General features: G+C 39.1%; 9 protein-coding genes. 1 reads left to right on the plus strand and 8 read right to left on the minus strand.

The window, feature by feature from the left end; genetic code table 11:
- Positions 1–279 precede the first annotated feature (279 nt).
- The 3 genes from ABP870_RS03650 to ABP870_RS03660 all read right to left on the minus strand — a co-directional run bounded on the left by ABP870_RS03650 (position 280) and on the right by ABP870_RS03660 (position 3,742).
- A complete protein-coding gene (locus ABP870_RS03650; RefSeq protein WP_350014134.1) occupies positions 280–1,092 on the minus strand; it encodes a Cof-type HAD-IIB family hydrolase in 813 nt (270 codons plus the stop codon).
- A 10-nt stretch (positions 1,093–1,102) separates the two neighbouring features.
- A complete protein-coding gene (locus ABP870_RS03655; protein WP_350014135.1) occupies positions 1,103–2,116 on the minus strand; it encodes a Gfo/Idh/MocA family oxidoreductase in 1,014 nt (337 codons plus the stop codon).
- A gap of 189 nt (positions 2,117–2,305) precedes the next feature.
- The gene (locus ABP870_RS03660; protein WP_350014136.1) at positions 2,306–3,742 is read right to left on the minus strand and encodes a glycoside hydrolase family 1 protein; all 1,437 of its coding nucleotides are present in this window, start codon (positions 3,740–3,742) and stop codon (positions 2,306–2,308) included.
- A 145-nt stretch (positions 3,743–3,887) separates the two neighbouring features.
- Here ABP870_RS03660 and ABP870_RS03665 point away from each other — a divergent pair, with 145 nt between their 5' ends.
- Positions 3,888–4,814: an AraC family transcriptional regulator gene (locus tag ABP870_RS03665; protein ID WP_350014137.1), complete on the plus strand. Its 927-nt coding sequence runs from the start codon at positions 3,888–3,890 to the stop codon at positions 4,812–4,814.
- A gap of 391 nt (positions 4,815–5,205) precedes the next feature.
- Here ABP870_RS03665 and ABP870_RS03670 read toward each other — a convergent pair whose 3' ends face one another.
- The 5 genes from ABP870_RS03670 to ABP870_RS03690 form a co-directional block, all read right to left on the minus strand.
- Positions 5,206–6,882 (minus strand): carboxylesterase family protein, encoded by a 1,677-nt coding sequence (locus ABP870_RS03670; protein WP_350014138.1) that lies wholly within the window; start codon positions 6,880–6,882, stop codon positions 5,206–5,208.
- 98 nt (positions 6,883–6,980) lie between these two features.
- A complete protein-coding gene (locus tag ABP870_RS03675; RefSeq protein ID WP_350014139.1) occupies positions 6,981–8,891 on the minus strand; it encodes a beta-glucoside-specific PTS transporter subunit IIABC in 1,911 nt (636 codons plus the stop codon).
- Between the two features lie 1,291 nt (positions 8,892–10,182).
- A complete protein-coding gene (locus ABP870_RS03680; RefSeq protein ID WP_350014140.1) occupies positions 10,183–11,340 on the minus strand; it encodes a permease in 1,158 nt (385 codons plus the stop codon).
- A gap of 339 nt (positions 11,341–11,679) precedes the next feature.
- On the minus strand, positions 11,680–14,238 hold the full coding sequence (mgtA, locus tag ABP870_RS03685) for a magnesium-translocating P-type ATPase (RefSeq protein ID WP_350014141.1): 2,559 nt from the start codon (positions 14,236–14,238) through the stop codon (positions 11,680–11,682).
- A gap of 981 nt (positions 14,239–15,219) precedes the next feature.
- On the minus strand, positions 15,220–15,843 hold a 624-nt coding region (locus ABP870_RS03690), incomplete at its 5' end, for an IS3 family transposase (RefSeq protein ID WP_350014142.1).

A 15,843-nucleotide genomic window follows, 5' to 3' on the forward strand; every position in this document is an offset into this window, starting at 1 on the left:
ACTGTCTGTGTCTTTCTGTTCCTTATCTAAAAGTTAATTCATTTGACTATAACAGCGACCTTCAAGCACGTCCTCAATGTTTGATTTTCCAAGAGTAAAAAGCTTAGTTGATTGGAAGGCTCTATCACGAATAAGAGTTACGTCTGATATGCAGACGACTAGGGATCTTCTGTGTGGCTACTAGTCAAAACAGGTACCGTTGTCATCAGTCTAAAAAAGAACTCTAAACCGCTTTAAGTAGCTGTCTAGAATTCTCATTTCAGTGTTAGAACTGCTCCGTTAAGAGCTTAAAGTGTCAAGATAGGCTTCGATAACATCCAATACACCGTCTTCCTCGTTAGACTTGGCTTGATACTTTGCTGATGCCTTAACAGCATCGCTAGCATTTGCCATAGCGTAAGACTCTCCAGCTAATCTTAACATTTCCATATCATTAGAATTATCGCCAAAGGCCATCACCTCATCAGCACTAATCCCCCACATCGTCATCAGCTGCTCTAGTCCCCAAGCTTTGTGCATGCCTTTTGTAATCAAATCAATACTGCCATAACCGCTAGCAACAGGCACCAATGATAAATCAGCCAAATCCTTAGAAACAGCTGTTATGACTGGTTCACTATTACCATCTGGAACGACTACTACCGTTTTATAAAAATGATCTTCAGGAAGCGGTAGCAAATGATCCACTTCTACCATCACCGGTAAATGAAGTTTCAAAAAATCCTTGATCTTATCACTAGTTGTCTCTAATAAATAGCCAGCTTTTTCCCCAGTCAGGCAAATGGCAGCCTCTGGAAATGTTTTTTCAATGTATCGTATTAAGGATTCAATCTCTTCGCCAGATTGAAAGTGCTGAGCCACAGTCTTTTCTTTTGACATAATATGACTGCCATTTTCCGCTATGAAGGTCAGGTCTTTATAATCATCAGGAAACTTCAATGTCAATTGACGGTATTGATTACCGCTGGCCACTACAAACTTAATATCATGAGCATTTAGACGCTTCAAAAGCCTCTCAAACCTTGCCACATCGTAGGTTTTATCATCTCTCAGAAAACTACCGTCCATATCTGTTGCTATTAATTTAATCATTGAAACTCCTTTATTGTTGTAGCGTTGCGATGCCTTCTTCTAACAAGGACATCAACAGTAAGGTCTGCTCTTCTTTGACTAGCAGCTCAGCACCATGTCTCAACGTATCGTAGAGAGCATCGTAGAAAAGACTATAATCGCCGACCTCTGACACCACTTTTTCTTCGTGGAAATGTCCATCTTTCATATAAGAAAGGACACCGTAATCTTGCGGACGATCCAAGCCAAAATCAGCATGATTAGGCAAATAGAATTTCTTCAAATCTTCTTCCTGACGATCTTTGGTTGCTTTGATAAAGACGCCCTTATCGCCATAAACTACAAAACTAGGACGTTCTTTTAATCGGAAATAAGAGGACTTGACCGAAACTTTAAGGTCTCCATAAGTCAAATCAATGTCAAAATAATCATTCATACGGTTCTCACCAAGTAGCTGGCGCAAGTCAAAATGAACCTGATCAGGTTTACCAAAATAAGAAATCACTTGATCCAAGGTATGACAACCATGATTATACAAAAAGCTAGTATCAATTGAAAATTCAGTCACACTCTCAGGCACTTCTGGACGAAAATAATCATAATGCATCTCAAGTTCTTGAAGTTTGCCCAATTTCTCTGATTGGATAACCTTTTGCGTGGTTAAAAAATCGGCATCGAAACGGCGATTATGATAGCCCTGAAGCATAAGGCCTCTCTCACGCGCCAGCTCAAATAATTCTTTAGCTTCTGACAAAGTTCTCGTAAATGGCTTCTCCAAAAGAACATGTTTACCAGCCAACAGTGCTTTCTTGGCAGACTCATAATGATTAGACAAAGGCGTTGTCACCACAACGAGTTCAATTTCGGGGTCATTTAACAGCTGGTCTAAATCAGTAGTGTAGACTGCACCTTCAACCTTTGCCCAATCTTCTTTGAGAGAGCGGTTGTAAATGGTTTTAACCTTAAATTTCCCCGTTTTTAAGATAAAAGGCATGTGGTAGCGGTTGGTTGATTTGCCATTTCCTATAAATCCTGTTGTAATCATAAGATCCTTCCTAATTAAGACACAAAGCTCACTTTGTCGATCGTTAAATGACAATGACTTGACAATAAGCATCGCATTTATCATTAAAAAATATAGCTATTTCATAAAACGCTTACTTCATTGTAACATAATTCTGACCAGCTAAAAACTCTCTAGTCCGGAGAGAAGCTAGAGAGTTTCTTAGAGGAATTACTGGAATAAGGATTGACCATTCGTTGCAATCACTTCTTTGTACCAGTTAAATGATTTTTTCTTATAGCGTGCTAAGCTTCCTGTTCCATCATCATTGCGATCAACATAGATGAAGCCATAGCGTTTGGATAGCTGTGCCGTTGACGCTGATACCAAATCAATTGGTCCCCATGTGGTGTAACCCAAAAGTTCCACGCCATCCTGGAGAGCTTCAGCTACTTGCACAAGGTGTTTTTGAAGATAGTCAATCCGATAATCATCTTCAACAGTAGGTCCATCAGGACCGTCTACTAACACATCCTTAGCTCCCAGACCATTTTCTACGATAAAGAGCGGCAATTGATAGCGATCATAGAAATCATTTAGCACTAAACGAAGACCAACTGGGTCAATTTGCCAACCCCACTCAGATGATTCTAGATAAGGATTAGAGATGCCTCCCAAAATATTACCACGACCTGTTTGATACTCTTCAGGATTGTGCGCTGCAACAGCAGACATGTAGTAAGAGAAGGAAATAAAGTCAACGGTATGCGTTAACAATTCCTCATCACCCTCAGCAAAGGTAATCTCAATATCGTTTTCTTTGAAATAGCGTTTGATGTAATTAGGGTATTTCCCACGCACATGAATGTCCGAGAAGAGATAGTTTTGATTTTCAAATTGATGGACGGCCAATTGGTCCAAAGGATTTGAGGTCATCCCATAGGCTGGCATAGCAAGCACCATACAACCCACTTTAAAATCAGGATTAATCTCGTGAGCGATTTTAGTCGCTGAAGCAGAAGCTACCAACTCGTGGTGCACCGCTTGGTATAAGTCTTGTTTGGACAACTCTTCAACTGGTGTGGCAATCCCGCCAGACATGAAGGGCGCATGAAGAACCGAATTGACCTCATTAAACGTCAACCAATACTTAACTTTGTCTTTATAACGTGTGAAGACGGTACGAACATAATGTTCGTAAAATCCGATCAATTCACGATTAGCCCAGCCGTTGTACTTGCGAGCTAAATAGAGAGGTGTTTCATAATGAGATAGGGTTACCAAGGGCTCAATACCGTATTTGGCTAACTCATCAAAGACATCATCGTAAAATTGAAGACCAGCTTCGTTGGGTTCTGTTTCATCACCATTTGGGAAAATACGTGACCAAGCAATTGACATGCGAAACACTTTAAAGCCCATTTCGGCAAAAAGCGCAATATCCTCTTTGTAACGGTGGTAGAAATCAATCCCTTCCAATTTGAGGTTGTCCTCAGTTGGTTGATCTGTAATCAAGGGATTTTTATCATCAGCTTTGGCAGGTAGCCCACCTTTTGGGGTTACATCTTGCACGGACAACCCTTTGCCATCAAGGTTATAAGCCCCTTCAAATTGATTGGCTGCAGTTGCCCCGCCCCAGAGAAATTCTTTTGGAAATGTATAAGTCATTTGTTTACCTCATTCATTTTTATGATAATGTTATTATATAAAGACATCTTTTTAATCGCTAGCACTATCCTTCTAAAAACTGATACTATCCTTTGATAAACTGATCACTTGTGCTAAAATAGAAAGGAACAAAAGGAGAGTACACGTGAACAACCAAAAAGAAGATTTTCGTCTTGATATTGATTATAATAACCACTTACTGCCTTATCATTTTTATCACACAGAAGTTAGGGATGGACGACCAGATACCCTTTTTCATTGGCATCCAGAGTTAGAGGTCAACTACGTCTATGAAGGTAGCGCTCGTTATCATATTGATTATGATTTTTTCAACAGTACTGCTGGTGACATTATCCTCATTCGCCCAAATGGCATGCACTCCATCCATCCTATCAATAATCAAAAACACATCACTGATACTTTCCTCTTCCACTTGGATATGATTGGCTACTCCATTGTGGATCAGGTTAGCCTTCGCTATCTCCAACCTCTGCAAAATTCTACCTATAAGTTCATCCAGCGGATTCAACCCCATATGGCAGGCTATGACGAGATTAAACGAATCCTTTTTGATTTGTTTCAATTAGCCACAGAAGAAGAGAGACACTTTGAAGTCTTGCTCAAAGCCAGATTGAACGAGCTGATTTACTTGCTCTTCTTCTACCGCTACGTGGTTCGAAAATTGACAGATGATAGTTACCGCAAAGATGAAAAACTCAGAGAACTGATTGATTATATCAATAATCATTACTACGAAGAACTGTCTATCTCTTTTCTAGCTAAAAAAATGGGTTACAGCAAAACCCACTTTATGTCCGTCTTCAAGCAGCAAACAGGCTCATCTTGTACCGAATTTATCATTCAAGTTAGACTAAACAAAGCCTGCGATGCTCTGGTGAATACACGTAAACCAATCATCGACATCGCCACACAAGTTGGTTTTAACAACCTATCCAACTTCAATCGCCAATTTAAAAAGTATTACCAAATGACACCAAGTCAATATCGAACACAATTCAAGAAGAAAGAAGCTAAAATTCTGATTAACCCCTCCGATGATGTTCTCTATTAAACGAGGGTAAGAGTTCTACCCAAACGACAAAATCACAGAGTCTGAGAAATCTTACGTCTCAGATTCTTTTTTAAAGTCAGTAAAAAATCCCTCCCAAAGGAAGGATTTGAATACTCATTGATGCGATTTATGGTCAAATGAATTAACTAGGAACTGAGACACAGACAATACTTGGTACGGCAAATCGAAAGTGACCATATATCAAAGTTAGTTCAAAAAATTATAAATAACGAAACAATTCCAACATCTAGATATTTACCATAATTGATTCGCCAAAACATACTGTAATGACATTGGAACAATGGTATCTTTTTCACTCAGCACCAATGCTGGATACTACATGATAAAACGGAAGAACTTCCCTCATCCAACAATCTGAAATATTAATTATCTATTCAAACACCACTTCTTCCAACGGCTGGCTAAACCATCTACCTTTCATCACATTATCCACTAAGGCCTGTTTTTTAGTCGCTGATAAAGTCGTATCACCCTTCATTTCTGCAATAATATCCTCAGAAGTCTGTTTATCTACACTCATTTGAATGTCGGCTTCTTCTTTACTTGCATCCATCTGAAGAATTTCGTTTTTTTCAGCAGTCCATTCTTTCCATTGTGGCAATTGGTCACTATTCGGATTGCCGTTTGCAATAAACTCTTTCAAATAAACTTTGAAATTTTCGCTCAACTCCCTAGGACCAGCAGATTTAAAATCATCACCGATAAAAGTTGCATAATTTGAGGAATTTTGCAAAAGGGGCTCAAATACACCATGAAAAGCTCCCAAGAGTGAGGCGGTTTTTGGCGCAGTCTTCTTATCATCACCATAAGAAATATTTGTTATATAGATAGGCGAATTATAATGACGACTCATAACCCTTGCACTATCCACTGTATTTGACATACGGTAAAGAGCACTACCATACGTTTCTGCAAAAACGAACTCTTTCAACTTCTCTTGATCTTCAAAGAGACTGCTATCTGTTACAGATGATGCAAAATAGGGATCAAACGCTGTAAACAGTGAAAACTCACTCGTACCAGTCAGCAATAATAACGGAACATCATTATATTTTTTAGTTTCAAATCCTTCCTTAGGAATAACGACTCCATCCTTGTATAGATGGGGGAATACTGACATACGAATACCAGCATTTCCCATTAGCGGAGCCAAACGATCCGCAGACAGGTCATATAGGTAATTTCTGACTTCTATATCAGATGACAACAACCACTTCTGGGCTTCTTCAAGTGATTCTTTCTTTTTATCTTCTACTACTAGTGGAGCCATAGCCTTGGCAAAAATTTGTTGACTATTTGATTCATCAGCCAAAGTCATACCACCACTAAATGAAATGGCTTTATCATATTTATCTTTAAAAAGAGGTGAGATTAATGTTGCCATCACATCTCGTCCGCCAGCTGAGAAACCAACCAAGGTCACATTATCCTTATCTCCACCAAACATTTCGATATTTGTTTCTACCCAATCTAGCGCAGCAGCAATATCAAGCAAGGTAAAATTCCCAGAATTCTCTTCATCGGTGCCATTTTTTAATGCTTCTAAAGGATTAAATCCTAACGCTCCCAAACGATAATTCACAGAAACATAAACAGCATTCACATCGTTTACAAAGTCATTCCCTCTGATTTCTTGTGCATGTCCAGTCTGATTATTCCCCCCATGGATAAAAACCATTACAGGTAGTTTATTATCAGTTGTGTCTGGTCTTACAATATCTAAATTAAGTGATTCTTCTGTCCCAGTAATTTCACCATTCGATAATTGAATAAATGAATCACCTTTAGCCGTAGCATCAAACTCCTCTTTCCATTTTTTAGGAGGTTGTGGAGCCTTCCATCTTAATTCTCCAACTGGGGCTTGCGCATAAGGTACCCCCAACCATTCTAGAACTTGGTTCTTTTCATCTTTATGTCCTTTAAGAGTACCCGTTGAAATTTCCTTAACGACGTCATTCTTAAAGGCAGTATTATCAGTTGCCTGACCACATGCCGCCAAAACAATGGCTACAAATATACTAAATAACAGGCTGACTATTTTTCTCATATAAAGTTCCTTTCATGACTGAAACATAAATAAGGTAACGCTTACATTTTTTACTTAAATAAATACCAGCTGATAAGCAGCTAGTATTTATTGTCATATCATTGAACAGTTGTTAGAAGGTAGTCACCTGTGTTGACACGGCCTTCTTGTGTTGTTAACACATCTGTATAGTCATCTGTGTTTGTCACGATGATCGGTGTAATGACTGGAAGTCCGGCTGCTTTGATAGCATTAACATCAAATTCAAGAAGTTTTTGTCCTGGTGTCACCTTGTCACCTACTTCAACAAAATTCTTGAAACCTTTACCAGCCAATGACACGGTATCCATACCGATATGAATTAAGATTTCAGCCCCATTCTCAGTTTTAAGACCGATAGCATGATTGGTTGGAAAGACGAGCGATACTTCTGCATTTGCTGGTGCAACAACAACACCGTCCGCTGGATCAATAGCAATCCCTTTCCCCATCGCTCCTGAAGCAAAGACTTCATCAGGGACATTTTCAAGAGCAACGATGTTACCGATAAGTGGACTAGCAATAATTTCTTGCTTGATGTCAACAACTTCTTCGGCTGCAACCACTTCTGCTTCTTTAACTTTTTGTTCCGTTGGATTTCCATAAAGGGTTGGAACTGGTGCAAAATATTGGATAATAAAGGAAAGTACAATAGCTACGAGTGTTAAAACAATGGCCAAAATCATACCACTGGTATCACCTGTCTTTGGATTTACCAATGATGGATATAGAAAGACACCCATACCACCGATAGCATAAGTAGTGACTTTAAAGGCCATCATGGCTGCACCAATGATCCCTGAAACAGCACATGAAATAATAAATGGTGTGCGCATAGGGAGAGTTACCCCATAGATAGCCGGCTCTGTAACTCCAAAAATAGATGAGATAAGAGCTGGCGTTGTAATTGTTTTAACCTTTTGTTCTTTTGTTTTAAGCAAGATGGCAAGAAGCACACCTGTTTGTGTAAAGTTCGGAAGCAAAGCTGGTGCAAACATCGCAGATTCGCCTGTAGTTGCCACTTGTAAGATTGCTAGGGGAACGATTGCCCAATGAAGACCAAACATCACCATCACTTGCCATCCAGCACCAAGAATAAATCCAAAGATAATTGGGCTAAAGCTTTGAATAGCAATCAATGCATTACTTAAGCCGTCTGATACCAAATTAGCAAGCGGACCTACCGCAAGGAATGTCAAAGGTACAGTGATTAAAATGGTTACAAAAGGAACGACGAAGAGTTTCACCACATCAGGCGTAATTTTCTTCATGAATTTCTCAATGAGTGAAGCGACCCATACTGCCAAAATTGCGGGCATAACTGTTGAGAGATAACCACTAGCTGGAAGTGCAAACGGGATACCAAAAACATTGTCAAGCCCTGCCTCTTTAAGTCCAGTAACTGATGCTGCAATATCAGGATAAACCAGTGCTGCTGCAATAGCAAGAGCCGTAAATTCATTCATTTTAAACTTACGTGCAGATGTAATAGCAATTAACATTGGTAAGAATTGGAAGAAACCATCACCTGTAGCATTTAAAATAACGTATAAGGCACTATTTGAGGCATCCATGCCCATTAAGCCACCCATTATCGCAACAATACCTTTAATGATACCGGCAGCTGCCAAAGGTCCTAGGAAGGGTTGGAATATCCCAGAAACCAAGTCGACAAAGCGGTCAAATAAATTTCCCTTTGGAGTATCACCCTCATCTGTATCAAGTGAACCGACACCCTGAACACCCTGTTCCAGAACTGCTGCATAAACGTCTGGCACATGGTTTCCAATAACGACTTGGTATTGCCCTCCAGCTTTAACAACGGTTACGACACCATCACGAGCTTTGAGGTAATCCGTATCTGCCTTGCTTTCGTCTTTCAATACAAAACGCAAACGTGTAATACAGTGACGAAGGTTGACAACATTATCTTTTCCACCAACGTGAGCGACAATATCTTTTGCCAACTCAGTATAATCTTTTTTAGCCATTTTGGCTCCTCCCAAATAGTTGTTTATTGGATTGCTTTAGGCAAACAAAAAACCTAAACAAATACCAAATAAACCTCCAGAAGTGGCGACTACTCCTGTCTTTGTTTATCTTGTATTTATTTAGGTTTTGCCTGCTTGACCAGTAACAATCCATCTGATGTTTATTATCATAACAGACTTTTCTGAATAATGCAAGCGCTTTTTTAAGTTTTTTGAAGATTTTTAACTGATCATACTCAAACATCCTCAAAGCTACTGGTCGATAACATACCAATAAAAAGTAGTTCATCCAAAAATCGATTATTTAAATGTCCTAACTGGATGATAAAAACGCATTGCCATCTTTCACACTTTAAGTGCTGAGTAACAAATTTTGAATTAGCCAAGTCGTTTCTATCATATAGCTTTACAACCACTACTGGAGAAGGGAAGAAAGCGTTCTGTTAACCTAGATATTAGCCTCGCTCATGTACTGATCTCATGCCTTATTAGCCTTTTATGCTATTTTCTGAGTAATGAAATCAAGAATCTTAATGTCAAAAGCCAAGTGCTGGAACTTCTCTAAGCAAAACTCAATTGAAAATAAAGCTAATTATGACGCTACTGCTGTTAACATTCCGATCTAGCGTAATGACGTGCAACCAGTATCTAGATATTATCAAGGGCAAAGCTATAACATGTTGTCCTTTCTCCTAAGTATAATCCCATTTAGAAAACATGAGCTCATACTCAGTTAATTCAAAAAATAACTCTTTTTGATCTTTTCTTGAGTAGTGCGGACGGAAGCAACCTCCTCCGGAGTTTCATTCCTAATTTTTGAGCCTAGGTCTCAAAAATTCCGTTATTAGTGACGCAACACTGTCACTAATAATACCACTACGGCGAAAATATCCTTTCAAGCTCACTTCGTTCGCTCTACACTGCGAAATATTATTTTACTATTCGGTACATCGTGTTATTTTTTGATTTTAGATGAGTATCACATCCAAAAACAGCTCAGAACAGTAACGCCATTTGGCAATACTATTCTGAGGTGCTTTTGTCCTATTTTTGTTTCACATGACTGTACCCATTAGCTTAGCTAGTCTAATTGTTTAACTATGATACTGATATCCCTTTGACGACTACTAATGCCTAACAGGAAGCATGGTTAAATAACAATTCTGATAAGTGTCGAAAAGATCCAAGACAGCCATAATCTCCTTTTCTATTTGGAGAATTAGCTGTCTTTATATAGTCTTACAAAGCAATATTAGTAGAGGACAGTCTCCTCAATCAGGCACCAAACACCTTAGTCACTCACTTTGAGTAAGTATATTAGCTTTGAATCCTCTATCATCAGCAGTTGTTCTAAACGGTTTAAGAGCATAATGATCCAAGAAAAAGCGAGTAGAAATGACAAGATTTCAAAAGCCGTTAAGGACAGATAGCCTAGCCCATAAAAAGCGATTGTTTGAACCACTAGAAGTCCCCCTATCGTGTAGGATGCCACCAAAAAATCACGACTAACCTCTGGTAACAACCAGCGAATACCCACTATTAAGGCAATAATAATATAGACCAGATAACCTGCAACCCTTGTATGGATCGTGTGCCACCTATCATCATTTGGAAAATAACCAACGGCTCCCAAATCAAGCGCCAAAAGAACGAGCAGACCTTGCAGTAACATCAACTGCTTAGATTTTCCATATCGCACACGTAAAGCAACAAAGAGATAATCAATCAAAGCCAGCAAAATCATGGCTGATAGAATCAAAGCAAGGTTGAAAGTCCAGCTATTATTGGCTTGGCTAGTTCCAAGAAAACTAAGATTAACCTGCCACCACTGGTTATTTTGGTTACTAACCATAGCCAGGACAACACCACTAATGATAATGATTGAAAAAAGACTGGTTAACCAATTTCCTCTTAAACGTTCTGATAAGATTACCATCAGAAAAGATAAGATAAAACTTAAAATGCCCAATAAAAATGAGGCCGTTAGGCTATCAAACAAAATCCCTTTGAATAGTTGACCAAACACCCAAGCTATCCCCAGAATCAGCAGTGACAAGACAACAGCAAAAGACAAGACAATCACGGGCAATACCCGCCAAAAAATGCGTTTAGGAAGACCATTCAAAAAATAAGCCCGACTTTTAATAAAGCCAACTAAAAACGCTGCTAAACTGACAATTCCACCCACAACTAAGAGTGCTGCAAAAATAGAAGGTCTCCCAGTCAGAGGAAGTTGGCTTGTCCCAGTCATTCTTAGAACTAGGTAGCATATCAGGCTAATCAGTGAATTGATTAGAATAAGAATCCATGTTTTGATAGGTAGTTCTGACTGTTTTGGGTAAGACTTCAATAAGAGATCTCCATCACCTGTAATCGCTACTTGAATCCTTTCCCCTTCTTCGGGAGACAGGACTTGAGCCAGCTCTTTAGGTAATAAAATGTCTTTCATAGTAACCTTTCTTTGTCGTTTTTTACCATTATGACTAAAATATTTGAAAAAGTAAAGAGCTCTTATGAACATTCTACTACCTATCAAATGAGGCATTTAAGGAGTATAAAGCTGCTATTCTAAGAAGCCCTTAAATCAACAAGCTGTCATTGATGTTGCTTCTAAAAACCAACTGGTTTCACGCTATCCAAAGGGTTGTTTTCTAATCATCTACTTGAGTAGAGAAAGGACCCAAAAAGCGCTATTCATCAGTCTCGGATTTAAAACCGATGAATAACACTTCGTCAATCTTAATATAAGATGGCATCATCTCTCGTCATCGCCAACAAAGAAAAATCATTAAGCCTGTAGGCGTTTTTTCAAAAGTTGAATCGTTATTAAGTAACCAAAGACCAAGAAAATAAACCAAAACCAAAATGCTCCAGGGATTTCCGCAAAATCAACGTAGGTATGTAGAGGGCTTAGTAAAATCACGAAGCCTAAAAGGATCCCAAGTAGTGAGGTAATCAGCACTAAAGTACTAGCGCGACTTTGAAGGAATGGAATTTTGTTTGTTCTAACAATGTGAACAACACCGATTTGAGTCGCTAATCCAACAGCGAACCAACCAGCTTGGAAAATGCCTTGCGTTGCTAAACTGTTAGCCCCAATCACATACCATAGGACAAGAAAAGTTAGAATATCAAAGATACTGCTGACAGGACCGATTTTCCAAGTGAAAGTCCACAGTTCCGTCAAATTCCAATTGGTTGGTTTTTCAATAGCACTTTTGTCGACATTGTCCCAAGGGAGTGTTAACTGCGATAAATCATAAATGAGATTTTGGAGTAAAATTTGCATGGACAGCATGGGAAGAAAAGGAAGGAAGATACTAGCAATCAAGATCGAAAAGACATTACCAAAATTCGAGCTGAGGGTTAGTTTGATGTATTTCATCATATTTTCAAAGACGATTCGGCCTTCTAAAACGCCTGTTACCAGAACCATTAGGCTCTTTTCAAGCAAAATGATCGAACTAGCATCTTTGGTAATGTCTGCTGCTGTATCCACTGAAATACCCACATCAGCTGTTCTAAGGGCAGGTGCATCGTTGATACCATCTCCCACGAAGCCAACCGTATGCCCTTTTTCTTGTAACAATCTAATGAGTCGAGATTTTTGATTGGGCGTGCATTTTGCAAACAGCTGTATCTGGTCAATAATCTCTTTTAAATCATGATCAGAAAGCTGGTCAATGTCCGTCCCTAAAAGGTATTTATCTGAACGAATACCGACATCTTCACAAACCTTAGCAGCAACAATCGGATTATCCCCTGTCAATACTTTAACATTGACCCCGTATTCATGTAGATTTTCAATCGCCTCTGCAGCAGAGGGTTTAGCTGGGTCTAAAAATCCTATTAGCCCTAGAATGGTCATATCTTTCTCGTCAGAAACACTGTATTCGAGACCGTGATCAGCTAAATCTCTAGCGGCAACAGCCAAGACACGCATCCCTTTGGCATTAAGAGTTTCACTAAGTTCTAAAAAATGTTCTTGTCTTGCTTTGGTCAATGCTTGTCTGGAGCCATTGATATGGACATGCGTAGCCACTTCGATGACCTCCTCGATAGACCCCTTGGTAATCATCAAATGATGGGTGTTGTGGTCGACAATTAAACTCATCCGACGCCTAGAGAAATCAAAGGGGATTTCATCAATAATCTTGTGTTGATAAGCATGGGGTGTGGCAAAGTGTTTTTCGAAGTAGTCAATAACAGCAACATCCATCAAATTTCGCCAACCTGTTTGATAATAGGAATTTAAAAAGGCATATTCGATGACTTGGTCATTACTTTGACCATCTGCGCCTAAGTGTTCAACGAGGACAACACGGTCTTCAGTGATGGTTCCTGTTTTATCTGTACAAAGAACATCCATAGCTCCTAAATTTTGGATGGCTTCGCTTTCTTTGACGATAACTTTTTCTTTAGCAAGGCGATTTGCCCCTTTGGCTAAGTTGCTAGTCACAATCATTAGAAGCATTTCGGGTGTTAAACCGACAGCTACGGCAATGGCGAAGAAAAAAGCATTGCTCCAGTCGTGTTTGAAAAAGCCATTTAAAAGAAAGACCAGTGGGAACAAAATGGCAATAATTCTAATCAGCAACTTACTGACGTCCCTTAACCCTTTTGAAAAAGTATTTTTTCGACGTTGATTGGTAGCTTTTTTAGCAATATCTCCAAATAAAGTAGCTTCTCCAGTGTAGCTAATAACCGCTAAGCCTGAACCACTAATCACATCACTCCCCATAAAAATCAAATTGGATTGGTCAAAGATAGCACTACTAGCATCAGAGTCGAACTCATGTCTTTTTTCAACGGGAACAGACTCACCGGTTAAGGAAGATTGGTTAATAAACAAGTCTCGACTCTGAATTAAGATAGCATCGGCAGGGATCATGTCGCCAGTTGTCAGTGTAATGATGTCTCCAGGAACGATGTCTTCCATGGGGATTTCTACCTTTTGACCAGATCGAGTCACCGTAGCCGTATTCTCAATCATCTGTTTCAAGGCTTGACTAGATTGCTGGGCTTTGTACTCCTGAACAAATGAAATACTGACACTAACAATAATCATTAGTAACATAACCACAGCTGACTCGATATCTCTTGTCACAAATGAGACAATCATCAAGAGAGATAAAACAAGTACGAAAGGATCGGCAAAACATTTCCCAAGAATCTGCCAGACTGTCCTTGGTTTTTCAGCGTTGATTTTATTAGGGCCAAATTGTTCCAAGCGTAGCTCAGCTTGTTCATGATTTAAGCCTTCTAGCTCTGTCTTTAACTCTTCTAATAACTGATGAGATGACAATTGAGCTAATTGCCGAATAGCTTGTTCTTTTTTAGTTGTCATAGCCTTTCCTTTCTAATCTAAAATAGTTACAAATTGTTAGATACTAGTTCATTTAATTCCCTTTTTCTTAACTATGCGTTTTCACAAGGGTTACATAACTGTCAAAAGAGTCAAACTAAATCGTGTCATAATCCGTTTCATTAAATTGTTTCTACAATAGTCACTCTAACATTAAAAAAAAGGGCTGTCAACCAAGTGTGAAAGGGCTTTATTAACAAATCTTAGTTTTATCTGATTCTATCACGACGCTAACTTATGAATGGATGAATCTCTGGGGCTGACAATCCATCGCCAAAAACGAACGGCTGATACTTCGTTTGACAACTAAAAATACGGTCTCTCTGACCTTAAAATATTAGACATTACCATTTCTTAGAAATGTGCAAAAAACAATCTGGTTCTTTCTAAATGAAAGAGCCAGACCGTCACTCAAATGGTTATTCTATTACTGTTTAATAGCAAACTATTCCATGCACCCTCTTCAAAACAACTGCCATCCAAGCTTTAGTTAGCACAAAGTCTCAACACCATAATCTTCAGGTAACGAGACAACGGTTCTTTCTTTATGACTGCAACTTCATAAAGCAAACTTATGATTAAAATAGTCACTCTCCATAGCCTTTGTCGGAAATCAAATCACTTGCAAAGTCAACTCACACAGAAATGAATAACCTCAATCTGTTTTTGTAGGGGATTTGATGCCGTTCTCATGTGTCTTCCCTGACTTTTTTCAGTAACATCAGCAATCGCATTAAACAACAGTCTTTTAAAAGTGATACCTTTACCTAGTTAAGTCTTTTCAGAAAGAAGTAGCCGAGGTTCAAAAGACCGATGATGACTAGAGCCTTACCAGCTTTTACCCTCAACTCTAAATAAAAGTGACTTTTTGCCTTCTGTTCTTTGACTCATCTTCTTATCGATAGAGCTGATTCCTTTGAAAAGGCAACACTTTTCTGTACAATTTTTATAAAGTGCTTTTTGTTAAGCGATAACTCGCCTAGCCATGGGTGTTTGATAGTTGAGACTGCCGTGAATGCGATGATGATTCCACCAGTGGACGTAGTCCTTAGTTTTAAGATTTAGTTCTTCAAGTGAATGAAAGATTTCTTGCTTAATAAACTCCAGTTTGAAGGAGCGATAGGTGCTCTCAGCTACGGCATTATCATAAGGACATCCTGCTTGACTAAGTGAGCGGGTAATGCCAAACGTCTCTAATATCTCATCTATCAGCTGATTATCAAACTCCTTGCCACGATCAGAGTGGAAAAGATAGACCTTGGTTAGTGCATAAGGGATACTCTGAATAGCTTGTTTTACGAGCTCTGCAGTCTTCTGCCAACCGACTGACAGACCAATGATTTCACGATTATAGAGGTCTATTATCAAGCAAACATATGCCCAGCGCTTACCAACACGAACATAAGTCAAGTCAGTTACAATCGCTTCAAGTGGTCTTTCTTGGTTGAATTGCCTGTCTAAGAGATTTGGAATGGGTGCTTCATTTTTCCCTTTAGAACACGGCTTGAAGCTAGTCTGCTGGTAAACAGATACGAGATTCAATCGCTTCATTATCCGACGAATGCGACGACGAGACAAGACGAACCT

Source organism: Streptococcus jiangjianxini (genome assembly GCF_040225085.1).
Taxonomy (GTDB): domain Bacteria; phylum Bacillota; class Bacilli; order Lactobacillales; family Streptococcaceae; genus Streptococcus; species Streptococcus jiangjianxini.